Origin of the sequence: Clostridium oryzae, from assembly GCF_002029235.1 — a bacterium.
GTDB lineage: Bacteria > Bacillota > Clostridia > Clostridiales > Clostridiaceae > Clostridium_AE > Clostridium_AE oryzae.
Window position 1 is genome coordinate 94889 of the sequence record NZ_MZGV01000009.1, and the last position, 24359, is coordinate 119247.

20 protein-coding genes, 1 tRNA gene and 2 riboswitches are annotated in these 24359 nt (G+C 32.1%); of the genes, 13 read left to right on the plus strand and 8 right to left on the minus strand.

Translation table 11 applies throughout. The features are described from left to right. Positions 1-87 precede the first annotated feature (87 nt). The 4 genes from CLORY_RS06245 to CLORY_RS06260 all read right to left on the minus strand — a co-directional run bounded on the left by CLORY_RS06245 (position 88) and on the right by CLORY_RS06260 (position 4324). Complete coding sequence (locus tag CLORY_RS06245; protein WP_079422648.1) at positions 88-1062, minus strand: glycoside hydrolase family 43 protein; 975 nt, start codon at positions 1060-1062, stop codon at positions 88-90. Between the two features lie 117 nt (positions 1063-1179). Beyond that, positions 1180-2022: a carbohydrate ABC transporter permease gene (locus CLORY_RS06250; RefSeq protein ID WP_079422649.1), complete on the minus strand. Its 843-nt coding sequence runs from the start codon at positions 2020-2022 to the stop codon at positions 1180-1182. Continuing rightward, positions 2019-2873, minus strand: coding sequence for a carbohydrate ABC transporter permease (locus CLORY_RS06255; RefSeq protein ID WP_079422650.1), 855 nt, complete (start codon positions 2871-2873; stop codon positions 2019-2021). Before CLORY_RS06255 ends, CLORY_RS06250 begins: the two co-directional genes overlap by 4 nt. 140 nt (positions 2874-3013) lie before the next feature. Next, on the minus strand, positions 3014-4324 hold the full coding sequence (locus CLORY_RS06260; RefSeq protein ID WP_079422651.1) for an ABC transporter substrate-binding protein: 1311 nt from the start codon (positions 4322-4324) through the stop codon (positions 3014-3016). Between the two features lie 216 nt (positions 4325-4540). Between CLORY_RS06260 and CLORY_RS06265 the strand changes: the two genes are divergently transcribed. From CLORY_RS06265 to prfB, 7 genes are all read left to right on the plus strand, one after another. Continuing rightward, positions 4541-6286, plus strand: coding sequence for a sensor histidine kinase (locus tag CLORY_RS06265; RefSeq protein WP_079422652.1), 1746 nt, complete (start codon positions 4541-4543; stop codon positions 6284-6286). A 33-nt stretch (positions 6287-6319) separates the two neighbouring features. Then, positions 6320-7897 (plus strand): response regulator transcription factor, encoded by a 1578-nt coding sequence (locus CLORY_RS06270; protein WP_169911547.1) that lies wholly within the window; start codon positions 6320-6322, stop codon positions 7895-7897. A gap of 416 nt (positions 7898-8313) precedes the next feature. Next, on the plus strand, positions 8314-8769 hold the full coding sequence (locus CLORY_RS06275) for a hypothetical protein (protein ID WP_079422654.1): 456 nt from the start codon (positions 8314-8316) through the stop codon (positions 8767-8769). A 179-nt stretch (positions 8770-8948) separates the two neighbouring features. Next, positions 8949-9058: riboswitch (SAM riboswitch) on the plus strand. Between the two features lie 105 nt (positions 9059-9163). Beyond that, positions 9164-9598 (plus strand): YbaK/EbsC family protein, encoded by a 435-nt coding sequence (locus CLORY_RS06280; protein ID WP_079422655.1) that lies wholly within the window; start codon positions 9164-9166, stop codon positions 9596-9598. A gap of 326 nt (positions 9599-9924) precedes the next feature. After that, positions 9925-10452, plus strand: a complete 528-nt coding sequence (gene hpf, locus CLORY_RS06285) for a ribosome hibernation-promoting factor, HPF/YfiA family (protein WP_079422656.1) — start codon at positions 9925-9927, stop codon at positions 10450-10452. A gap of 240 nt (positions 10453-10692) precedes the next feature. After that, positions 10693-13200: a preprotein translocase subunit SecA gene (gene secA / locus CLORY_RS06290; protein ID WP_079422657.1), complete on the plus strand. Its 2508-nt coding sequence runs from the start codon at positions 10693-10695 to the stop codon at positions 13198-13200. 65 nt (positions 13201-13265) lie between these two features. After that, positions 13266-14373, plus strand: a protein-coding gene (gene prfB / locus CLORY_RS06295) for a peptide chain release factor 2 (protein ID WP_139375975.1) whose coding sequence is annotated in 2 segments (ribosomal slippage) — positions 13266-13343 and positions 13345-14373 — 1107 coding nt in all. Because the reading frame shifts where the segments join, the coding sequence is not laid out codon by codon here. A gap of 673 nt (positions 14374-15046) precedes the next feature. Here the strand turns inward: prfB and CLORY_RS06300 are convergent. Beyond that, on the minus strand, positions 15047-16387 hold the full coding sequence (locus CLORY_RS06300) for a M28 family metallopeptidase (protein WP_079422659.1): 1341 nt from the start codon (positions 16385-16387) through the stop codon (positions 15047-15049). 206 nt (positions 16388-16593) lie between these two features. Between CLORY_RS06300 and CLORY_RS06305 the strand changes: the two genes are divergently transcribed. Continuing rightward, the gene (locus tag CLORY_RS06305; RefSeq protein ID WP_079422660.1) at positions 16594-18747 is read left to right on the plus strand and encodes a Tex family protein; all 2154 of its coding nucleotides are present in this window, start codon (positions 16594-16596) and stop codon (positions 18745-18747) included. Between the two features lie 56 nt (positions 18748-18803). Continuing rightward, positions 18804-18919, plus strand: a riboswitch (FMN riboswitch). A 134-nt stretch (positions 18920-19053) separates the two neighbouring features. Continuing rightward, complete coding sequence (locus CLORY_RS06310; protein ID WP_242954355.1) at positions 19054-19638, plus strand: ECF transporter S component; 585 nt, start codon at positions 19054-19056, stop codon at positions 19636-19638. Positions 19639-19809: 171 nt separating this feature from the next. Here CLORY_RS06310 and rimI read toward each other — a convergent pair whose 3' ends face one another. From rimI to tsaE, 3 genes are read right to left on the minus strand one after another with little or no spacing between them, the layout of a single operon-like run. Next, entirely contained in the window at positions 19810-20256 is a 447-nt protein-coding gene (gene rimI, locus CLORY_RS06315; RefSeq protein ID WP_079422661.1) for a ribosomal protein S18-alanine N-acetyltransferase, read from the minus strand. Beyond that, positions 20243-20962 carry a tRNA (adenosine(37)-N6)-threonylcarbamoyltransferase complex dimerization subunit type 1 TsaB gene (gene tsaB / locus CLORY_RS06320; RefSeq protein WP_079422662.1) on the minus strand — a complete coding sequence of 240 codons (720 nt, stop codon included), beginning with the start codon at positions 20960-20962 and terminating at the stop codon, positions 20243-20245. Before tsaB ends, rimI begins: the two co-directional genes overlap by 14 nt. Then, entirely contained in the window at positions 20959-21420 is a 462-nt protein-coding gene (tsaE, locus tag CLORY_RS06325; RefSeq protein WP_079422674.1) for a tRNA (adenosine(37)-N6)-threonylcarbamoyltransferase complex ATPase subunit type 1 TsaE, read from the minus strand. The genes tsaB and tsaE overlap by 4 nt, the downstream gene beginning before the upstream one ends. Before the next feature lie 286 nt (positions 21421-21706). Between tsaE and CLORY_RS06330 the strand changes: the two genes are divergently transcribed. The 4 genes from CLORY_RS06330 to CLORY_RS06345 all read left to right on the plus strand — a co-directional run bounded on the left by CLORY_RS06330 (position 21707) and on the right by CLORY_RS06345 (position 24209). Then, positions 21707-22624: a metal ABC transporter substrate-binding protein gene (locus tag CLORY_RS06330; protein ID WP_079422663.1), complete on the plus strand. Its 918-nt coding sequence runs from the start codon at positions 21707-21709 to the stop codon at positions 22622-22624. A gap of 106 nt (positions 22625-22730) precedes the next feature. After that, positions 22731-22806, plus strand: a tRNA-Trp gene (locus CLORY_RS06335). A gap of 138 nt (positions 22807-22944) precedes the next feature. Continuing rightward, complete coding sequence (locus tag CLORY_RS06340) at positions 22945-23943, plus strand: tyrosine-type recombinase/integrase (protein ID WP_079422664.1); 999 nt, start codon at positions 22945-22947, stop codon at positions 23941-23943. A 20-nt stretch (positions 23944-23963) separates the two neighbouring features. Further along, positions 23964-24209, plus strand: a complete 246-nt coding sequence (locus CLORY_RS06345; protein ID WP_079422665.1) for a hypothetical protein — start codon at positions 23964-23966, stop codon at positions 24207-24209. The last annotated feature ends 150 nt before the right edge of the window (positions 24210-24359 follow it).

Sequence of the window (24359 nt, forward strand, 5' to 3'; positions counted from 1 at the left end):
AGCTTAGATGGAGTATCTATGCTCACTTTTGTGTAAAAATCTATTTGAGTTTTTTTATAAAATATCTTTTTCATAGTTCCTTTAATATTATCTATTACCATAATCAATACTGATTTCAGGTTTCCTAAAGTCAGGAGTTCCATCACTGTTCCATTCTATCTTTTGGATTCTGGTATGTCGATTATGATCATATAAAGGATTGCCTTCTATCTCTTTGTAATCTCTTGCATGATATACTAATATGTCATCTTTGTTGTCTTCAGAGACTGTAAAACTATTGTGGCCTGGTCCATATATACCGTCCTCGTAATTTGTACTAAAAATAGGTTTACTAGATTTACTCCAAGATAAAGGATTTAATAGATCACTTGTATCATCAGCTGTTAGCAATCCCATACAATAGTTATAATCAGTAGCACTTGCAGAATAACTAATAAAAATCTTTCCGTTTTTCTTAAGTACAGCTGGTCCTTCATTTACCCGGAAGCCTATAGTCTCCCAATTGAATTCAGGTTTTGAAATCATTACCTGAGTACCTTCAATTGTCCAAGGATTACTTAAACGAGCTATATACAAATTAGAATTTCCATATATATTAGGATCTTTTTGAGGCCAAACAAGATATCTTACACCATTGTGTTCAAAGGTTGTAGCATCTAAGGAAAATGATTCCCAATTTGTTTTGAGTTGACCTTTTTCCACCCAAGTACCTTCTAAAGGATTAGGAGACGCATTTTCGAGTACAAAAATTCGGTGACAGAATAATCCATCTATTATTTCAGGTGTATCTGCTGCTGCAAAATATACATACCACTTGCCATCAATGAAGTGAAGTTCGGGCGCCCATATTAAATTGCTCATTTCTCCATCTTTATGTTTTCTCCAAACTACAGTAGGTAATACATTTTTTAATTCCTTAATACTCTCAGCTCTTCTGATTTCTATTCTGTCATATTCTGGAACTGATGCCGTAAAGTAGTAAAAGCCATCTAAATGTTTATAAATAAATGGATCTGCTGTTTGCTTTATTAGTGGATTATTAAGTTCCTCTCTTTTCAACATGTTATATTCCCTCCAATATTTATTACTAATTAAAAAGTTTATTTATCTTTTATATTAAACGAGTTCTTCAGTTCTTTTATTGGCAACAACGCTATATAAATAAATTTTAAAAGGAAATCATCCTTTAACTGCACCTGCAGTAATACCACTAACAATATATTTTTGAAATGCAAAGTATATTATAAGCACAGGAATCATTGATAGAATAACTGCTGCAAACGCAACATTTACATATTGAGAATATTGACCAAAGAGGTAAAATTGAATAAGTGGCATTGTTCTAACATTAGCCTGCTGCATAAATACCATAGGTACAATAAAGTCATTCCAGGATGCAAGAGCAACTAATACAATTATTGTCATAGTGATAGGCCTAAGCAGTGGAAAAACAATTTTAAAAAATATACCGTACTTTGTACAACCATCAATTGTGGCAGCTTCCTCTAATTCAATAGGAACTGTTTTAATAAAACCTGCATAAAGGAAGGAATAAAATCCTATTAATATACCAGTTTGAACAATCATCAGTGTTGGAAGACGATTAATCATATGAAACACCTTTAGCTGAGAATATAGTGGAAACATGATAACCTGGAATGGAAGTAAAATACTAAATTGGAAAAGATAATAGAATGTATTATAAAATTTATTATTTTTCCTTACAATCTTGTATGATGCCATTGAAGTAACTATAACTACAAGAAACACTACAAATACAGCTGTAATAACACTGTTGAAAAATCCACTTATATAATTAGGAAGTTTAATGGCTTCAACAAAGTTCTGTAAGTTTAATTTTGTAGGTAAAGTAATAGGGTTATTAGCAATTTCTACAGGAGTTTTAAAAGCATAGAGAATCGCAAAATAAAATGGGAATAAAACCATTATTGCTATAACACACAGTAGAAATATTCTTATACCGTCAAGTATTGTGAGTTTAGAAGAAATTTGTTTTTTCATAGCTCTATTTCCCTCTTTCTTAAGGCTTTTGTTACAAAATAAGTAATAATTAATACAAATACTAAATATACTAAGGCTACCATTTGACCATATCCAGTCTTATAGTATGGAAATTCGTACTGATAGATGTACATAGCCATAGACATGGAAGAAGTTCCTGGTCCGCCGTTTGTTGCAACAAAAGAATAATCGAATTGCTTTAATCCAAGACCAAGCCACAATGGAATACAGTAAGTAAAGGCTGGTGCTAAAAAAGGTACTGTAACATTACGGAATCTTTGGAATGCAGTTGCACCATCAATTTCTGCTGCTTCAAGCAGATCCTTAGGTACTGTTTGAAGTGTTGCATAGTAAAGAACCATAGCAAGTCCAGTTTCCTTCCAAATTGACATAATACATAAACCTATCATAACTGTTTTGGCACTTGATAATGGACTGGCAATATGCATATAGTGTGAAATAAAATCATTAAAAACATATACCCACATATAAGATGTCAGTACTAGGCTGACTACCATAGGCATAAAGATAAATGTTTTAATAAGATTTGCACCTCTAAATGATTTATTTAGAGCTAGAGCGAGTCCAAGTCCAAATATGTTTACAATTATAACGGTAACAGTTGTAAAGAAAATTGTGTTACGTAATGGATTTAATACTTCACCATCTTTAAAAACTGAAAAAAGATTTCTAAGTCCAACAAAATGATAACTTTGATTTATACCATTCCAATCTGTAAAAGCAATATGAATTCCACGAATAAATGGAACAAGGATTACAAACGCGAAAATTATTAAAGCTGGAAGTACAAATGAAAAATCTAGAAGCTTATCTAGCATTTTTTTATTCATATTGATATCAACTCCTTTGAGCAGGTTAGTGTAAAATATTTATGCTAATCTTATAATTTGTTGATTATTATTGCTAAAAGTAATCCACTGCTTCTGCAGGGAGAGGGTTAATATCAGAAGCAATGGATAAACATTTTTAATTATTTTCCTGTTGTACGAGCATTTGCCATAGCTTTATCTAATTGGCTAAGGTATTTATTAAGGTCAGCATTAGCTGATGAAGTTGAAGTAAATGCCCATGATTGCATTTGAGCGTCCCATACTGTAGCGGACTGACCGGAAAAAGCAGTTTCAGCCATAGCATTATAAGCTGCACCAGAAGTTAATGCTGCATTCATATCATCAAGAATAGGATCAAGTTTATCAGCTTTTGCTCCTGTAATTGCAGATACTGCTGGTACGTCGGTTGCCCATGTTGAAGCAGCTTCTTTTGAAGTCATGTAGTCAAAGAATTTCAAAGCAGTTTTCTGGTTTGCACTCTTTGAAGAAAGCATCCATGTATCATCTGTGTTGTATTGCATCTTGTTTTTACTAGCATCATCGAAGAATGGGAAAACAAATGATCCAAAATTACCATTAGGTGCATATGAGCGAATTGCACTTACAGCCCAGCTACCTATAATGATCATTCCAGCTCTACCACTTCCAAATTCCTGTTCAGAACGGTCAACACCAACTTGAGTTGCATTTGAAGTGTATTGATTGATTGTTTTCCATTGAGTTAAGAATTGTTTCAAAACTGGGTAATCAGAAGGTTTTTTTGCACCAGACATAATGTCAGCACGCATAGTTGGCATTTGTGCAAGTCCGCTTCCGAAAAGCTGACACCAGTAACTTCCTCCTACAGATGCAAGATCTTTATATCCGGCTGCAACAGGTGTTACATTGTGCTGTTTTAAAGTCTTCATTACATTAACAAATTCAGACCATGTCTTAGGTGTTTGAATATTATATTTTTTAAAGATATCTTTATTGTATATTACTCCAGACAGCATTAAATCCATTGGAATTCCATAAACCTTGCCATCTACCTCAGCACACTTTATTGCATCCTTATCTACTCGGCTTGTAAAATCTTTATCTGTAATATCCATTATGTTTCCTGATTTAACGATATCAGAGTAGGTCTTAGGACTACCAAACATAACATCAGGCATGTCGCCAGCACTGATTTTCATGTTTAGTGTGTTTGAGTACTGGTCCAAGCTCATACCTTGAATAGTAACATCAACATTAGGATATTTCTTCTTAAATCCAGCTACTGTATCATTTAATGCTTTCAACTTACCCTTTTCAACCAGATAATGCATTATGGTAAGATTTTCCTTTTTTGCTGTAGTACTTTTGCCGGATGAACTGCTTGAACTTGACTGACAACCAGCAAACAGTGACATAGTAGTTGCTAGGCATAGAAATGCAACCAAGGACTTTTTGATTCTTGACTTTTTCATAAAATCCACCTCACTATATTTTTATATATGGTTTATATTTTTTATCTGCAATCATAATTATATGTTATCGATTTCATAACTTCTATGTACAATTTTATCAAATTATGAACTATTTCATCATTTCCAAAAAGTGCTTGTTTATTTTTAATAGATATATAGTATAATTGTTTTGAGTGTAAAATAAGTAACAGTATTTAGGGCTGGTGGCGGTTAATTATGAACAGAATAATAAAATTAATGATGAATTTGAAATTGCGTTCTAAACTGTTTTTGTCTTATCTATTTATAATTATTCTAGTTATAACTGTAAATTATATGATCTATGGTATATCCGAAGCAAATACAATTAAAAACATTGAATCTTCTTCTACCAATATGGTTGAGCAGCTTTCAAATAATATTTCATACAAGATGTCAGGACTTGATACAGATATATTTTATGCAGTTGGTGCTTCAAAGATATTTGATGAAAGTAATTTTTCTGATTATGTTATTTTGATGCAAAATGTATACGTTTTTAATATGTATCTTCAAAATTCAGGAATACATGTAGTTAACGATTTTTTTATGAATGCATCTGGTTCCTGTTTTTATTATGATAAAGATGGGTCTTCTGATTATGTTAATTCGAATATTTACCGATACTTGATTGCTAATAAAAAATCTATAATAGATGCATCGGGAAAGCCTATATATGTGGAATTTGATAATGAACCAGGGGTACTCTATATAATTAAATCTAATATTACTCTGAATACTCATGTGTCTAATGGTATTATGGCAATAGGAATAAGAGACAGTTATATCAAAGATTTGTTTTCACAATCAAAACTTCAAAACGGGTCAATTGTAGTATGTGATGGAAACTCTAAAATTCTTATCTGTGATGAAAAGGTGAAGCCAATTGCAGATAGGTTTAACGGTCTTTTAGCAGAAGATACTTATGGTCAAAATTTCTTTAATTATAAGGACAAGAGTCTTATAGTAGAAAGTGGTATTTCTGAGAACAAGCGCTGGAAGGTACTATATTTAGTATCAGTAAAAGATTTACTTAAGGATGTAGAAAATATAAAAAGGCTTGTGATTATTCTTTGTATTACTCTGTTAGTTTTTTCAATAGCAATTGCTTTAGTCATTTCTAATAGTTTAACTTCAAATATACGGCTTTTGCTAAAAAAAATTAAGTCTGTTGGGCAGGGAAATTTTAAACTTCACCTGGAACCTAAAAGTCATGATGAAACTGCTGAACTTTTTAAGCATTTCAATATTATGAGTGAAAAACTTGAAGACTTAATTGAAAGGATTGCTTATGAAAAAACTGAAACTCAACGAGCTGAATATAATGCTTTACTTGCACAAATAAACCCGCATTTTATTTATAATCTTTTGGAATCAATAAACGGCCTTGCAAAAATTAAGGGTCAGGACGAAATAGTACAAATTATTTCAGCATTGAGTTATTTGATAAGAAGTACTATATGCGGAAAAAACTCTGAGATAAGTCTAAAAAATGAATTAGAATATGTAAAAAATTATATGTCTATTGAACAGATTATAACTGGAGGAAGAATCAGCATCGAATATGATATTGATGATGATACATTGGATTGTATAGTTCCAAAATTTATTCTGCAACCACTTGTTGAAAACGCTATAAATCATGGAATAGAATTTCAAAAAAGCGGTGGATTAATTTTGATTTCTGCACATAAAGAGGATGACGTATTAAAAATCAATATTTCTGATGATGGAACAGGTATCGAAGAAGATAAACTTCAAAGTATAATTTTAGGTATACAGCAGCCTGTGGAGTCATCTGATGATGCTCATACCCATATAGGAATAAAAAGTGTGGACAGGAGAATTAAAATATTATATGGAAATAAATATGGATTGAAAATTTCTAGCAAACCTGAAATAGGAACAGTTGTAGAAATAATAATACCTATTAAGGCATTATAAATGTGTACAAAATAAATATTGTGGGGGATGTCTATGTATAATGTATTGATAGCCGATGATAACAATATAACTAGGAAATCAATCATGTTAACTATTGATTGGTCAAGCCTGGGCTGTAAAGTGATTGCAGACTCTGACAATGGTATTGATGCTCTTGAGCTGACTAAAAAGTATATTCCTGACATAATTATTACTGATATTAGAATGCCTGCTATGGATGGACTTAAATTTACAGAGGAAGTTAAAAACTTGTTCCCATGGGTTAAAGTAATTATAATAACCGGATATAACGAATTTTTATATGCTCAGAAAGCTATAAAACTTGGTGCATTTGATCTTATTTTAAAGCCCATAGATAATAATGAGTTATGTGAGGTTATTAAAAGGGCTACTTCTGTTCTAGACGAGCACAAAGAAGAGCAATATGAAAAGGAATACATGAAAAGTACTATTGCAAACAGCAAAGAGCAAGTAGTAGCAAAAATGATAATTGATAGTATTGCTGGTATTAAAATAACTGACACATATAAATTACTTCAAACTCAGAAAAGATTTTTTATGTTTACTATCAGGTACAAATCTAATTGCAAAGAAACCGAAGATGATAATTTTCGCAGCTTCATCGAAGGAGCAGAACAAGCAGTCAAGGCTTTAAGGACATACTTTGATTATGCATTTATTTATTTTTGGCTGAACAATTATTTTACCGTTGTTGTAACAGAAAGCAATAGAAAACCATCCAATAGAATGAGTGATAATATTTTAAAAATATGTAATCATTTTGTTGAGAAGAGTTCTCTTATTAATAGACATGACTATATAATTGGAGTAAGTAAAGTTCATACAAATTACGATGAAATAAAAAATGCTTATAATCAGACTCTGGATGCAATTAACTTTAGCTTTTTCTTACCGAATAAAAAAATTGTAATGGGAGATTCTATTAAAATTCAAGGTGTTTTTAATGAGTATGCACTTATGAAAAAAGTATATGGTAGTATAAAAAATACCTATATACAGAAAATTGATAAGGGTCTTGATGAAATACATGAAATTCTGCTAAAGGAGACACCGTCAATTCTGGCTGTTAAAAATTTATTGTCAAATATTTGCTTTGTTGTACTAGAGTGTTTCTACAATGATAAATTATATCAGTCTTATAATTACAAAAGCCATGCAGAAATCAATGATGATATCAATGATATTGATAATCTAGAAGATGCTATTTTATATGTTAAAAATTTTGTGAAAAATATAAAAGCTGGCCTTAATAATGACTATCAGCCAAACTATAGCAAAGTAACAATAAACGTAATTAATTATTTGCATGATCATTATGATAAGAAAATATCGCTTCAAGAAATAGCTGATTATGTTTGTCTTACACCTACACATTTATGCAGAGTTATTAAGAAGGATACCGGTGAATCTTTTGTAGATCTTTTTAATAAGATAAAGATAGGTGTGGCGGAAAAACTTTTGAAAGAGTCAAATTTAAAGGTATATGAGGTTGCAAATAGAGTTGGAATAGATAATTATTCATACTTTTATAAATTATTTAAAAAATATACAGGAACAGTTCCTACAGAATATTACAATAAGTCGTCTTAAGAAGAGAATAAGGCAACAGAAGCAATAAAATGATAGTATTTTGTTAATATTAAGAGTTAGGGTATAGGAAATGTTTACAGTCGGGGTTATCTAAGCACGCTCATTATCATTCGCAGATAACCCGTTAAAGGCCATTTAGGCCTTTAACCAACGGAGATATAGAGTGAATTTAGCAATTGTCAGCAAATTTATGCAAATTTTCGTTAGGATTTTGGCAGTGTTTGAGGCGTATTAGAGTTAAGAGCTATATTAAGCTATTAAGAAGATATTCTACGTATTGAAAAAAAGTGTAATTAAAGCATACGAAGTAATGAGAAGGTGGTTTTGGATAAAATACCACTTATTTTACATTTTGTCATAAAACTGTCATAAAAAAGTGATATATTTAGGTATTATAAAAGAAAGGGGGCGAAAAAATGAGCGTAAGTTCTATATCTCAATTAGATTATCTGCAGAAGCTATATGGTATAAACAACAATAATATTTATTCCTCATCTGACACAAATAGTACGTTTGAAAAGTTGTTGGGGAATATAACAGGACAAAGTAATTTAACCAATACATCATCAAATTTGAAGGACAGTTCTGATTTAGTTTCAGGCAGTAATTCGGAGGATTTATTACAATTGTTACAACTGACTGGGTTACAAAATCAATTACAAAGTTATGGTAGTATCGGAAGTAATGATGATGAAAGTACTGAATCGGATAGTGACAGCTATTTCGGCGGAAGCAATAACTATATGTCTCAGATGGTAAATTATATTATGCAAGAAGCGATTGAGAAGCAGATAGAGAGTACAGGAAATACAATTGCTGATAACTCCTTTTATTATATGGAAGATAAGAGCGAAAATGTATTGACAAAATAATTAAAGAGTTTCTATAATATAAGCATTAAAACTTGTTAGCAAGAATATAAATAAGTTGTGAAAGTTCTAATACATTCTGACTTTTAAAAGATCCTAGGGTCGAACCGATTCAGCAGTGATATTTTAGAAGCCATAAAGGAAGAACTTTATTGCAACTTATATAAATTAAATTGGTAATTTCCTTATCAAGAGAGATGGAGGGGCTGGCCCGATGAAGTTTCAGCAACCACTGCGTTTCATTAGCGTAGAAGGTGCTAAATCCTGCAAATTTAGTTTTGAGAGATGAGGGAGAGCAAATGAATGGTTTATAATCATTTATTTAAGTCATCTCTCTATTTGAAAGATGGCTTTTTTATTTTGTAAAAAAGCAAATAGAGAGGAGCATTAGCAAAATATGAGCATTAGCAATGTGGTAAATCTTTTTTTAAAGAAGGGTATAGAATGTTTTATAATAAATCCAATGGAAGAGAGCAATGATTCTCAAATATGTGTAACTAAGCCTTCAGTATTTAGAATAGGTTCTAATTATATAACTATAATTATGGAGGAAAAAGTTAGAATAAGCTATGAGAAATTTATTGATAAGTTCAAGACTACTCCTAGGCAGCTTAGTAGAACAGAGATTCACACAGAATTGGGTTTTTCAAGAGAAAATATAAATCTAGCTGAACTTATAAAGTCTACAGAGATTTACTTTGATAGTTCATTAAAACAGAAATCTCATTTTTATACGTCTGCTGGGTTGAAAAATTTACTAATAGCTGTTAATCCAAACGACGCAATAACACTTACAGACGGTAAATGGATAGATATATCCTATAAATTATAGCTATCAAAAAATGTAGAAATTATAGTATTATAATGAAATAAATATTTTTTGTAAACCTTATAATGCTAAAAAATAAAAAAGCAAATGTGATATTTACTATGTTTAATTAAAGAATAAGAGAAAAAGCAAGCAGTAGAAATATAAATATACTAAATATTTTGTAAATTCAATATATTAATGTTGAGTTTATGATAAATTGGTATTAGAATATTATAAAGACATAAAAAACTACATAGCAAAATATAATCATAGTATTAGAATATTCTAGGTAGTTTTTTCCTCTTTGAATAAAATAGTTACCTAAGTGAAGGAAAGGGGCTGGAATTATGAAAATAACAGTAAGTGCTAAAAACATTGAATTGACGGAGGCATTAAGAAGTGCTTCTGAAAAGAAGATTGCTAAATTAGAAAAGTACTTCAATCCAGAAGTGGAGGCTCATGTGACATTAAGTGTTCAAAAGAACAGGCATATCGTGGAGGTAACGATACCATTTAACGGTATAATATTAAGAGGGGAAGAAGATAATGATGATATGTACTCGTCTTTAGATTTAGTTGTGGATAAATTAGAAAGACAGATACGAAAGCAAAAAACAAGGCTTCAGAGAAGAACCCATGGTGATTCTTTGAGATTTCAATTTATAAATGAAATAAGTGATAAGGAGAGTTATGAACCTAAAATAGTTAAAACTAAAAAGTTTGCAATTAAGCCGATGTGTGTAGAGGAAGCTGTCCTACAGATGGATATGCTTGGACATAACTTCTTTGTTTATGAAGATTCGGATAATGGAGAGTTGAACGTAGTGTATAAAAGAAAAGACGGAAATTATGGTCTTATTGAACCAGAATATTAAAGAGTTTGTAAGGAAATTTATAAAGAGTACCTGAGGGTACTCTTTAATTTTAATTAATTTTTTGAAATTAACTTTTTGTTTAAGTCATTAAGTTGAAATTAATAATAATTAAATGATATAATAGGAATGATTTATGATAAAAGGTTTTACAAAATAATCCAAATGGAATAGTTTTTCTGTTGAAAAATTAAAAACTAAATATCATTAATCATAAAATAGAATTGTGAGGATGAAGAAAGCATGGGACTAATTAGAAAAATATTTGGTAGCTACAGTGAAAGGGAAGTTAAGAGGATAATTCCTATAGTTAATAAGATAGATGCTCTGGATGGAGATATGCAAAAGCTTTCTGATGAAGAGCTTAGAGCAAAAACTGATGAGTTTAAGGAAAGATTAGCTAGTGGTGAAACACTCAATGACATTTTACCTGAAGCTTTCGCAGTTGTTAGAGAAGCATCTAGCAGAACTATAGGTCTTAAGCATTTTAGAGAACAGCTTATAGGTGGAGTCGTACTTCATCAGGGTAGAATTTCGGAAATGAAGACAGGCGAAGGTAAAACATTAGTGGCTACACTTCCTGCTTATCTAAATGGACTTACTGGAAAAGGTGTGCATATCGTAACAGTAAATGACTATCTTGCTAAAAGAGATAGAGAGTGGATGGGACAAATTTTTGAATTCCTTGGACTTACTGTTGGAGTTATTGTACACGATTTAGATTCTGATGAGAGAAAAGAAGCTTATGGTTCTGACATAACATATGGAACTAATAACGAATTTGGTTTTGATTATCTTAGAGATAACATGGTTATATATAAGGAAGAGAGAGTACAGAGACCTCTTAATTTTGCCATAGTAGATGAGGTCGACTCAATACTTATCGATGAAGCTAGAACTCCTCTTATTATATCTGGTCAAGGAGAGAAATCTACAGATTTTTATAAGGTTGCCGATTTCTTTGTTAAGACATTAAAAGAAGAAACTGACTTCAAGGTAGATGAAAAAGTTAATTCAGTTATTCTTACAGATGATGGTGTTGAGAAAGCGGAAAAATTCTTTAAGCTTGAGAATTACGCTGATCCTTCTCATATGGAACTACAACATCATGTAGCACAGGCACTTAAAGCAAACTATATGATGAAAAGAGACAAAGACTACATGATAAAAGATGGCGAGGTAGTAATAGTCGATGAATTTACTGGAAGACTTATGGAAGGCCGAAGATATAGTGACGGATTACATCAAGCTATAGAAGCTAAAGAAGGAGTAAATGTTCAGAGAGAATCAAAGACTCTAGCAACTATAACATTCCAGAACTATTTTAGAATGTATGAGAAACTTTCAGGTATGACAGGTACAGCGCAGACAGAAGAAAATGAATTCAGAGAAATATACGGCTTAGATGTTGTCGTTATACCAACTCATATGCCGGTTGCAAGAATAGATTATCCTGATGTTATATACAAAACAGAAACAGGAAAGTTTAATGCGATAGTTGAAGAAATTGTCGATACAAATAAAACTGAACAACCAATACTTGTTGGTACGGTTAGTATTGAAAAATCCGAGTTACTTTCTTCGCTACTTAAGAAAAAAGGCGTACCACATCAGGTATTAAATGCTAAATATCATGAACAAGAAGCTGAAATAATCAGTCATGCTGGTGAAAAAGGAATGGTTACCATAGCTACTAACATGGCCGGCCGTGGTACTGATATAAAGCTTGGAGAGGGAGTAACAGAGATAGGAGGCCTTAAGATTATTGGTACTGAAAGACATGAGTCTAGACGTATAGATAATCAGTTAAGAGGACGTGCGGGTAGACAGGGAGACCCAGGTTCATCAAGATTCTATATATCACTTGAAGATGATTTGATGAGAATATTTGGATCTGAAAAACTGCAAAGCATAGTTGGAAGATTAGGACTTCAAGAAGATGAAGCAATAGAAAGTAAGATGGTAACTTCTGCCATAGAAAATGCACAGAAGAAGGTAGAAGGAAATAACTTCGATATAAGAAAGACTTTGCTTGGATACGATGATGTAATGAATCAACAGAGAGAAATAATATATAAGCAAAGAAGTGAAGTACTTGAAGGTGAGGACTTAAAAGAGCAGGTTCAGAACATGATAAAAGAAGTAATTAATTCTGCGGTAGATTCTCATCTTTCTGGTATAGAAGAAGACATAGAGCAGGATGTTGAAAAACTTCTCGATTATCTGGATGATATATGTGAATTTAAAGAAAGCGTCACGGCTAAGGAACTTTCTCTTATGTCTAATGACGAGATAAAGGAAAAGCTTCATGAGATAGCTAGCAGCCAATATAAAAAGAAGGAAGAGGATTTCGGAGAAGAAGAGTTTAGAGAAATAGAGAGAGTAGTATTATTAAGAGTTGTAGACACAAAGTGGATGGATCATATAGATAATATGGAACATTTAAAACAGGGTATAGGACTTAGAGCCTATAAGCAGCAAGATCCTACACAGGCATATCAGTTTGAAGGCAGTGATATGTTTGATGAAATGATAAATTCAATAAAGACTGATACTGTAAAATTCCTATATCATGTAGAAATTGAAAAAGCACCAGAAAGAGAAAGAGTAGTAAAAGAAACTGCAACAAGTTATGATGGTGATACCACAAAGAAGGAGCCTATTAGGAAGGAAAAGAAAGTAGGCAGAAATGATCCTTGTCCTTGTGGAAGCGGTAAAAAGTATAAAAACTGTTGCGGAAGAATGGCTTAAGAGTATTTTAGCTAAAAGGGTTTCCCATAGGAAACCCTTAACAATTTTATAAGGTGGGATAAATGATGTTAATGAAATTAGAAGAAGCATTAAACTCTATTAACATGTTGAAAGAAACATTGGAAGAAATCAGGGTTTCTCTTTGACCCGGATAATCTGAAGATTAAAATAGAAGAATTAGATAATTATATGCAGCAGCCAGACTTTTGGAATGATGTTAACAAGGCTCAGGAGATAACACAGAAGAGCAAAATTATGAAAGCTAAACTTGAAAGGCTGAATACTATATTTCATGGTTTAGAAGATGCTGAGGTAATGTTAGAGTTGCTTGCCGATTCGGAGGATGAGCAAGAAACACAAGAATTGCTTCAAAGCATAGCTGAATTAAATTTTGAAATAGAGAGTTTTAGAATAGAAACGCTTCTATCTGGTGAGTATGATGCAGACAATGCAATATGCACACTTCATGCTGGTGCTGGGGGAACAGATGCACAAGACTGGACTGAAATGATGCTCAGAATGTATACTAGGTGGTGTGATAAAAAAGGTTTTAAGGTTGAAACTGTAGACTATCTTGCTGGAGATGAAGCAGGGATTAAGACAGTTACATTTAAAGTTATTGGTGAATATGCGTATGGATATTTGAAGGCAGAAAAGGGTATCCATCGTTTAGTGAGAATTTCTCCTTTTAATGCTAATGGAAAAAGGCAGACGTCTTTTGCATCCTTTGAAGTACTTCCGGAGCTTACAGAAAGTCAGGATATAGAAATACGACCTGAGGATATAAGAGTTGATACCTTTAGAGCTGGCGGTGCTGGAGGGCAATATGTAAACAAAACAGAGTCCGCTATAAGAATAACACATTTAGCTACAGGTATAGTGGTTCAGTGCCAAAACGAAAGAAGCCAGCATGCAAATAAAGAAGAAGCTATGAGAATGTTAAAGGCTAAACTTATAGAACTTATGGAGAGAGCTCATAAGGAAAAGGTAGAAGATCTTACAGGAGATTTGAAGGATATAGGCTGGGGAAGTCAGATACGTTCTTATGTTTTTCAGCCGTACACCATGGTTAAGGATCATAGAACCGGTGCTGAAAATGGGAATGTTACAGCTGTCATGGACGGAGATATAGATTTATTTATAAATGAATATTTAAAAGAGAGCAGTAAATAGATTTGGAAATTTAAATCTGCTTATTCCCTTAGATTAAAATTAAAAAAGCGTTACATAATGTATTTTGAAGTTATTAAATTAAGAGAATAAGATAACAGCAGCAATATAATAAAAAATAAATAAACAAGAAAAATAATTTGTGAGAAGAAATATAGAAAATAATATTTTGTAAATGCATAGAGTCAGCATAGGGTAGGAAGTGGTTGGAGAAGGCATTTTTCAGCCGACGGAAATCACTTCCTACCCTTTTTCATTCTATAGGAATTTATGATTTTTTCCAATTGGGGATAACTTTTAATCAAAATTAAGATACACCACTAAATAAGAGAAAAGGTGGTTATTAAATGAAAAAACGATACAACGTGTTTACGAAGAAGTTAACAAGAAACAGTAATATATTTTGAAATTAGAGAATTAAGATAAGAAGGCAACAGAAGCAGTATAATAAAAGCATCTTGTTAATATTAAGAGTTAGGGCATTAAAAATGGTTACATCCGACGGAGGCATTTGGAGTGAGTTTAGCAATTATCCGTGTCTTTTAGGCAAATTTACGTTAAGATGGCGAATTGTTTGAGGCGCAGCCGAGTTATGAGCCATTAGGAAATTTGACTAAAAGATGCGGTGAAATTGCTTAACGCAGCGGAATTACCCGACATAGGGTGTAACCATTTTTTATTTTCGTTTATATACCATGAGAAAAGTAAATATTCCGCATAAACCTAGAAATGAATACATGAAAATTTGGTTGCAATACAATTTAAGAGGATCATTGTTATAGGAATATCGGATAATTTCCCTTGAAATAATTTTGAAGCACCTATTAATAGCAGAAACATCTATATTTTCAGCTTTATCCGAAAGTGTATGTATTTTGCTTGTATCATTGTCACAAAATGTTATAGCATCTATATTATTTTTCCTGAAATATTCGTGGTCGCTAGAGTCGGCAAAAATATAATTATAGTACACTTTCTTATTTGTGCAGGTTTCTGCAGTAGATTTTATTAGACTTGTTTTAGAGCTATCCGATTCACTTCCCATGATACATAAGGGGTAATTATTGCTTCCGATCATATCAAAGTTAAATACGGTACTATCCTTAATATTTGATTTATACTTTTTTACAAATGCTTTTGATCCTAAACAACCGAATTCTTCGGCGTTAAAGCCTATAAACAATATACTTCTGTCAGGTGTACCGAGAGAAGTTACATACTTGACTAATTCTAACATAAAGGCAGTACCGGAAGCATTATCTAGTGCTCCATAGTATATGTTGTTGTTTAGATCCATGCCTAAATGATCAAAATGCGCCGAAATTATTAAAGGGTCCTTATTTCTATTTTTTCCTTGTATATAGCCCATAACATTTTCGGCAGCGGTCCTGGAGTTTTCCATGGGAATAAAGCACTCGATATAGTATCCTTGGTCAATATATTTATTTAGTTTGCTTATAGTGTTTTTAGAAACAAGAATGCACATACTGATATTTGAGTCACTGAAAAAGGAACTTCTCATTTCAAGAGACTTTTTATTGTTGCCATGATAGATTAAAAATGAATTATTATTCTGTACAATATGTATTGAAGAGGAGGATTTATTTATTACCTGCTTTTTGCTTATCTTAAAGCTATGCTCTTTGAAATTAAGCATATCCTCTTTATAATCTTTTCCGTAGATAAAATCTTTTACAACAGCAGAATTTTTATCCACGACTCTTAAGTATGGCTTGCCGGCTATCTTTTTTGGATAAGACACATAGAATTTTTGCATATATGTACCTTTGAAGGATTTTAATTTGTTTACCTTGAACCAGTTTTTTATAAACTCTTCTGCCTGAATGTTCCCCATAGTACCGCACAATCTTCCGTCAAAGTCTGAGGAGGATAGGTAGGAAGCAGTATTTTTCACTTGTGCAGCACTGAAATTTCCTTGATGGGTTATGCCGTATATGCCTAAACCCATTGCTAGTATTAGAACAAATACAATTGATATAATAAAAGTTTTTTTCATTTTAGTTAACCTCTTATCGAATAATGATATTTATTTAATTAATATGATATGAGGGGATATATCATAACTAAAATCTATAAGAGATGAATTAAAAAGTTTCAGAAGTATTGCTTTAGATGTGATGTACTTAATTTCCTTGAAATAGATAAGCGTATTAACGTATAATAAATAAAGGCTTAGCAAAAGATTTTGGAGGTAGAATAGATATGAAAAATATTGAGGGAACATTAGCGGAAGAGCTTAATATAAGCCTTAAACAGGTTGAAAACGTTGTTTCTCTTCTAGATGAAGGGAACACTGTGCCTTTTATTGCCAGGTACAGAAAAGAAAGAACTGGCGGACTTGATGATCAGATTCTGAGAAAATTTTCAGAAAGACTTCAATATCTTAGAAATCTTCAAGAAAGAAAACAAGATGTTATAAGACTAATAGAGGAACAAGGTAAATTAACAGAAGATATAAAAGCAAGTATTACAAATGCAGATTCATTAACAGAAATTGAAGATATATATAGGCCATATAAACCTAAGAAGAGAACAAGAGCTATAATTGCCCAGGAAAAAGGACTAAAAGACTTAGCGGACAGGATATACTCTGGTGATAGTAATGAGCCTATAGAATCCTATGCAGCAACATTCGTAAGCGAAGAAAAAGGTGTGACTAGTGTAGAAGATGCTCTTCAAGGCGCTATGGATATAATCAGTGAAAACATATCAGATGAGGCTGAATTTAGAAAATGGGTAAGAAGCTATGCATTTAAGGAAGGCATTATTGAAACCCGTGGTGAAAGTGAAGAGCCAACTCCATATGAAATGTATTATGATTATAAAGAAGCTGTTAAGACGTTACCATCGCATAGAATATTAGCTATTAATCGTGGAGAAAAAGAGAAGATTCTTAATGTGAAATTGATAATAGATGATAATAAGGTGTTAGAATATCTAAAAAAGAGATGTATGAAAGGTAATGATTATACAGACAAGTACATAGTTAAGAGTGTTGAGGATTCATTTAAGAGACTGATATTCCCATCTATTGAAAGAGAGATAAGAGCTGAACTTACTGAAAAAGGAGAAAATGGAGCTGTAGATATATTTAAGGCAAATTTAAAAGCTCTGTTAATGCAATCGCCTATAAAAGGTAAGATAGTTATGGGATATGATCCAGGCTTTAGGACAGGATGTAAGGTAGCTGTATTAGATGATACTGGTAAATTTACCGACAAAGCAACAATATATGCAACAGCACCTCAGAACGATGTAGAAGGCTCTATAAAGACGTTAAAGAGCCTTGTATATAAATATGGTGTGCAGGTTATATCACTGGGGAATGGGACTGCCAGCAGGGAATCTGAAGAGGTTATCGCAAGGCTCATAAAAGAGGTTAAAGAGGAAAAAGGCTTAGATCTTTATTATGTAGTTGTATCAGAAGCTGGTGCTTCAGTATATTCCGCTTCAGAATTAGCTTCTAAAGAATATCCTGATTTGGACGTTACAATCAGAGGTGCAATATCTATTGGAAGAAGACTTCAGGATCCCCTTGCTGAATTGGTTAAAATTGATCCTAAATCTATAGGAGTAGGTCAATATCAGCATGATGTAGGACAGAAAAAATTAGATGAATCATTAAAGGGAATAGTGGAGGACTGTGTAAATAATGTGGGCGTTGATTTAAATGTTGCTACCGCATCTTTGCTTTCGTATATATCTGGTATAAACAGCTCAATAGCTCAAAACATAGTTGCTTATAGAGAAGAGAATGGAAAGTTTAGAAGCAGAAAGGAATTACTTAAGGTAAAAAGACTTGGACAAAAGGCCTATGAACAATGTGCTGGTTTTTTGAGGGTTATGGAAAGTGATGAACCTCTGGATAACACTGCTGTGCATCCGGAATCCTACAATGCAGCAGAAAAGCTTATTAGATTGCTCAACTATGATTTAGATCAAGTGAGCAGAGGTTTACCTGACATTGAAGGGAGAGTAAAAGAAAAAGGTGTTCAAAAGCTGGCTGACGAGGTGGGCATAGGAGTGCCTACTCTTCAAGACATAGCCAAAGAGCTTAAGAAGCCAGGAAGAGATCCAAGGGAAGAATTACCTAGACCTATATTTAAAACAGGAGTTATTGATATAACTCAGCTTAAACCTGGAATGCTGCTTAAGGGTACGGTAAGGAATGTTTCTGATTTTGGAGCTTTTGTAGATATTGGAGTTCACCAGGATGGCCTTGTACATAAAAGTCAGATGGCAGATAAATTTGTAAAACATCCATTAGATATTGTAAAAGTTGGAGACATAGTTGAAGTTAAAGTTCTTGATGTGGATGAAAAACGAAAGAGAATATCATTAACTATGAAAATATAGCTAAATAGTATTGCAAATATTGAATTTGTATTATATAATATACACGAAAAAAGAATAGTTATCTTCAGGGCAGGGTGTGAGTCCCTACCGGCGGTAAAGCCCGCGAGCCATAATTGGCAGATTCGGTTAGATTCCGAAGCCGACAGTATAGTCTGGATGGAAGAAGGTATATGTGTGTTGAATTTATGCCCTGACTTTTTGTTAGGGCTTTTGTTTTGTTAAACTTTAACGGCGCCAAAAGTTTTTAGAACATCAACACATATAGTGCTCCTTGAGGATGTATGAAAATACGAGGAGGAATTAAAATTGACAAATGTTTCAGTAAAAACAAGCACGTTGGTTAAAATGTCTTTATTTTCAGCAATAGCAGTGGTGCTTATGTACTTTGATTTTCCTATTTTACCAGCATTTCCGTGGTTAACTACGGATTTTAGTGAATTGCCTATCCTGATAGGAACGTTTGCTTTCGGTCCTTTAGCAGGAGTAGTAATGGAGCTTGTAAAAAATATAGCGATAACCTTAATAAAGGGTACAGCTACAGCTGGTATAGGACAGCTTGCTAACTTTATAATGGGTTGTGCATTAGTTGTACCAGCAGGAATTTTATATTCTAAGAATAGAACTAAGAAAAATGCAATTATAGGAATGGCAATTGGTGCTGTTACAATGGCTGTTGTAGGTGCAATAGCGAACTATTTCTTACTGATTCCGCTATTTATGCCTGGCCAGAAACCAGCATGGATTATGAACTATGTATTAACTGGAGTTGTACCATTTAATTTAATTAAGGCAGTTATGGTATCAGTAATAACCTTTATTGTATATAAGAGAGTAAGTATTGCAATGCATATAGAAACAAAAAATAACATGAAAAGTGTCAATCAGAATTAATATGATAAAGAAAAAGCTTTAAGGAATAAGCAGAAGAAAAATAAAATGTTAGAAATATAAAGCTAGTCTAAAGGCGTGTAATAACAGAAGGCTAAAATCTTCTGTTATTACACGCCTTTTTAGTTTTAATAACGAAAGGGATTAATAGCTGGATGCTGCTATCTTTTTTTTCTAGAAGTCCCTTTTCCACATAATTAGAGCATCTTCTTTATTATCAGCGTAGTAGGCTTTTCTTACACCTTCAACCTGAAAACCGAAGTTGGAATAAAGTTTCTGAGCAATATAATTTGATGTTCTTACTTCTAAAGTCATGCCTGCTATGCCGCTCATTTTACATTTATCTATCAGTGCGCTTAATATTTTCGTGCCAATGTGGCAGGATCTAAATTCAGGATGAACAGCTATATTAGTTATATGAGCTTCATCAACTATTATCCACATTCCTCCGAAAGCAGCAACAAAACCATCCACAACTGCAACAAAATAAGTTGCGTGCTGATTGGTAAGCTCACTTTCAAAGGACTCTCTGCTCCAGCTTGTGGCAAAGCTTAGTTTACTTATAGCTAATACTCCATCTAAATGTTTACTGTTAATTGGTAGAATTTCAACAGTGTCCATTTTCTAATAACCTCATTTTCTTATCATATTCTCTCTCGGCTTGAGATTTTCTAAGATATATAGGAGTGCATGTGTTTAAATCTTCGCTCACTCCAGCTTCAAGCAACTTCAATCCTAGCTCCCCTAAGGAAGCTGCTTTAGCTATATTCAGGTGAGTTGGTGCAAAATAACAGTTTGAAAGCTTCTCCTTAAAGAAATCCTTAAACTTATAAATGCCATCTCCCACAAAATATACAGCTTTACCCTCAGAACTTAACATAGCTGCAAGTTCATCTATAGAAACTACAATATTATCGGTTATTTTATTTAAAACTTCACCATTAAAATTATATAGGCCGGTATAAACGTTATTTCTAAGTGCATCCATTATAGGGCATATTATGCCTTCAGAGAAGGCCATATTAAATGCCAAGGAATCCAATGTAGATATGGATAAAAGCGGTTTATTACAGCCAAAGGCAAGTCCTTTTACTGCAGCCATGCCTATTCTGAGTCCGGTGAAAGATCCTGGACCTTTAGACACAACAAAACCATCTATTTCAGAAATATCTATATGTAGTTTTGAAAGTAAATCTTCTATCATATCCATAAGTATAACTGAATGCTGTTTCTTGTAATTAAAAGAGGTTTCTCCTAAAAGTTTCTCATCATCTAAAACGGCACAGCTGGCGGATTCAGTAGAAGTATCAACGGAAAGTATTATCATAGCTCTATCTCCTTTATATAATCATATCGTTTATCAGCATAATCTATTGCTATTTTTCTAAAATTTTCGCCCTTTTCCATCAGTTTTGTTATATAAATATGCATAGATTCTTCAGGAATAAGACTATCTATATAATTAGCCCATTCAATGACTGACACTGCATCGCTAAAAATATATTCGTCAAATCCTATATTTAATACTTCTTCTTCATCATTAACTCTATAAACATCAAAATGGTTGAGCTTTAACCTACCACTGTTATATTCGTTTACGATAGTAAAAGTAGGACTAGTGATTTGATCATGGATGCCTAGACCTTCAGCTATTCCCTTGGTAAGATGTGTTTTACCGGTACCTAAATCTCCTGTAAGGCATATTATGTCTCCTGCCTGTACTCTTTCACCAATCATTTTACCTAGCAGCAGAGTTTGATTAAGATTATCTATTATAAATTGCAACATAGTATCCTCCTGTAAATCGTATTAACTTAGTATAAGCAATATTACTTCAACATAATATAATTATGTTAAACACAAATATACAACATTATTCTATATCAAAATAAGTAAAAAGGGAAGTAAGCTAATAATTTACATGTGTTAATGCTCTTACTAATATGAAATAAATCTACTGTATATATACAAAAAATAGAAGGCTGTAGTGTAAAAAATGAGACAGTATTTCTTTATTTTCAATTATGATATATAATGGATAATTGAGTGATGCTTCGAAAGAGGTGATATTTTGAAAAAATACATTTGTATAATACTATTTTTGGCATTATCTCTAACAGGTTGTAGTATTACCACGAATGAAGACACTAAACCTAAAGTAAAACCTAAGGTGAACACGACGGAGAATTTAAGCATAATAACTACAAATAAGTTATTGTATTATATGACTAAGGATATAGTAAAAGAAAACCATGACGTAGATTACATGTTGTTGACTGAAAACGAACAATGGTCTTATGAATATACTGAGGATGCATTAAACAATATAGCTAATAAGGACTTATTTATATATTTTGGTGCCGATTTTGAGCCATGGATAAATGATTTTTTAGGAGATATAAAGAATGGCAGGGTAACCAGCGTAAACGGTTCTAGAGGTACAAAAATTGTAAAACTAGAGAATCCTGTTGAATATGGCGATGCTACAATAACTGATAATCCATATTATTGGATGAACCCTAGTAATTATAAAATTCTAATGTCAAATATAAAAAATGCTATTCAGGAGAAGGATCCTCAAAATAGAAAAATATATGAAACAAATTTCAATGAAAATATGAAAGAGTTATCTGAGCTTCAAAAAAGTGCAGACGATAATAATGAATTAATTGATAAGACTGTATTTGTTACATTTGGAGATACATTTGATTACTTAGCTCAAGGTCTCGGGATTAAACTTGTGAAGGTTTACGAAGATACAGATAAATTGGACATAGAGGAAGATTTAGATCAAGCGACTTCAGATGAAAAGAGTATAATATTTTTAACTGATGGTGTTACTTTACCAGAAAACTGCAGGGAGTTAATTAATAAGTATAAAATGAAAAGAATTAAAGTTCAGAATTATTCTTATGATTCAGATTATATTGAGCTTTTGGATAAAAATTATGAAGCAATTAACCAGGCCATTAGTGAAGAGAGCGAATAAATTGGTTAATAGATAGTTGTTGTACATAAAAGATATTTTATGTCTATATAATAAAAAAAGTTATTGCAATTTCTATGAATATCAGATATAATAGTCTTTGTCACGAAGGGGTATGGCTCAATTGGTAGAGTGGCGGTCTCCAAAACCGTAGGTTCAGCGTTCGAGTCGCTGTACCCCTGCCAAAGTTCAACGAAATGTTGAGAATACTATGTTTTAGATTATATTTATTATAGTCTAAGGCATAGTATTTTTTTATTGGAACGTTTCCCCAAAATCTATCTCATTTTCTAATAAATTATAGTGGAAAGTGAGTGTTTTCAATGCCTAAAGCAAAAATAAAATTAAACAATTCCAACGGTCTTAGACCAGATGCTCTTTTAGACCGTCTAAAGGAAAAAAGCATATCTATAACAGATTTCTTTAAAATTTACAATGATTTTATAGTTGATAAACAACTGGAACGTCTAAGTTCTAGGACTTTAAAAGATTACAGTGACCATATTAATTTTTTTAAAGTATATATTAATGAAGAGATACGGTCTAGCAAAGACCGTTACCTCATTGACAGTAAATTATTTAAAGACTATTTGTCCTATATGATTGTAGCTAAACAATATAAACCATGTACAGTAAACCTAAGAATTTCTACGCTAAAATGCTATTTAAACTGGTTATATGAAAAGAAATATACCAATGAAAACTATTCTCTATGTTTAAAGAAAGTTAAAGTGCCTATAGATACAATACAACCTCTTAATAATACGGAAATAAAGAAAATAATTAATGTGATTGATACTGGAACTTATGCGGGATTAAGAGATTTTACCATGTTAATTATAATGTTAGATTGTGGAATAAGGATACAAGAGTTATCTAATGTAAAAATCGAAGATATAGATGTAAAAAATAGGATTTTAAAAGTTAATGGTATTACTGCAAAAACAAGAATTTATAGGGAATTACCTCTATCTAAAGATAGCATAAATCTACTAAAACAGATGATACAAATTAGTAAAGACAATAATAGCGAATATGTGTTTTTAAGCAGCCAAACAGGTGAAAAAATTGACCATGATGTAGTTATTAAAAACTTTGGCAAGTATGGTAAGAAAGCGGGAATTACGCACAGAGCCACTCCTCATGTTTTCCGTCATGCAATGGCTGTAAATGCTATTAAAAACGGTATGGATGTGTTTACATTACAAAAGATTTTAGGACATAGTTCGATTCAAACTACACGTAAGTATATTCAATTAAATATAGAAGATTTAATTAAAACGCATAACAAGATAGATTTGCTATCTAAAATTTTAAAATAAGATAGAGGGGGTGGAAAATAATGATTACACTTGAAAGTTTACCTAAAGAGGTACAAAAGCAATGGGAACATTATCTGCATTACAATGTAGGAAAATTATTAATCTTAAATATAAAGCGTACAGAAACAAATGTAAAAATATTCTATAAAAACGAATATGGATATATTGGTATATGCAACTTCTATTATAAAAATAAAGAATGGTTTTCTTGTAAAAATGAATTTTCTAATGATGAACTAGAACAAATGATAATATTTATCAAGTAGATAGAAACACATAAAATAATAAAATATTGAGTAAATGAAAGATAAAACGTGATAAATAATAAAATATACTATTAATAAACATATATAAACATATTTAAATATATTTTGGAGTTTACTATTGCATGATAATATGTCTTATGATATTATATT

What these genes read in the sequence shown, in the direction of transcription:
- CLORY_RS06245 (WP_079422648.1), bottom strand. Translation starts at nt 1,062, where the DNA reads ATGTTGAAAAGAGAGGAACTTAATAATCCACTAATAAAGCAAACAGCA.
- CLORY_RS06250 (WP_079422649.1), bottom strand. Translation starts at nt 2,022, where the DNA reads ATGAAAAAACAAATTTCTTCTAAACTCACAATACTTGACGGTATAAGA.
- CLORY_RS06255 (WP_079422650.1), bottom strand. Translation starts at nt 2,873, where the DNA reads ATGAATAAAAAAATGCTAGATAAGCTTCTAGATTTTTCATTTGTACTT.
- CLORY_RS06260 (WP_079422651.1), bottom strand. Translation starts at nt 4,324, where the DNA reads ATGAAAAAGTCAAGAATCAAAAAGTCCTTGGTTGCATTTCTATGCCTA.
- CLORY_RS06265 (WP_079422652.1), top strand. Translation starts at nt 4,541, where the DNA reads ATGAACAGAATAATAAAATTAATGATGAATTTGAAATTGCGTTCTAAA.
- CLORY_RS06270 (WP_169911547.1), top strand. Translation starts at nt 6,320, where the DNA reads ATGTATAATGTATTGATAGCCGATGATAACAATATAACTAGGAAATCA.
- CLORY_RS06275 (WP_079422654.1), top strand. Translation starts at nt 8,314, where the DNA reads ATGAGCGTAAGTTCTATATCTCAATTAGATTATCTGCAGAAGCTATAT.
- CLORY_RS06280 (WP_079422655.1), top strand. Translation starts at nt 9,164, where the DNA reads ATGAGCATTAGCAATGTGGTAAATCTTTTTTTAAAGAAGGGTATAGAA.
- hpf (WP_079422656.1), top strand. Translation starts at nt 9,925, where the DNA reads ATGAAAATAACAGTAAGTGCTAAAAACATTGAATTGACGGAGGCATTA.
- secA (WP_079422657.1), top strand. Translation starts at nt 10,693, where the DNA reads ATGGGACTAATTAGAAAAATATTTGGTAGCTACAGTGAAAGGGAAGTT.
- CLORY_RS06300 (WP_079422659.1), bottom strand. Translation starts at nt 16,387, where the DNA reads ATGAAAAAAACTTTTATTATATCAATTGTATTTGTTCTAATACTAGCA.
- CLORY_RS06305 (WP_079422660.1), top strand. Translation starts at nt 16,594, where the DNA reads ATGAAAAATATTGAGGGAACATTAGCGGAAGAGCTTAATATAAGCCTT.
- rimI (WP_079422661.1), bottom strand. Translation starts at nt 20,256, where the DNA reads ATGGACACTGTTGAAATTCTACCAATTAACAGTAAACATTTAGATGGA.
- tsaB (WP_079422662.1), bottom strand. Translation starts at nt 20,962, where the DNA reads ATGATAATACTTTCCGTTGATACTTCTACTGAATCCGCCAGCTGTGCC.
- CLORY_RS06340 (WP_079422664.1), top strand. Translation starts at nt 22,945, where the DNA reads ATGCCTAAAGCAAAAATAAAATTAAACAATTCCAACGGTCTTAGACCA.
- CLORY_RS06345 (WP_079422665.1), top strand. Translation starts at nt 23,964, where the DNA reads ATGATTACACTTGAAAGTTTACCTAAAGAGGTACAAAAGCAATGGGAA.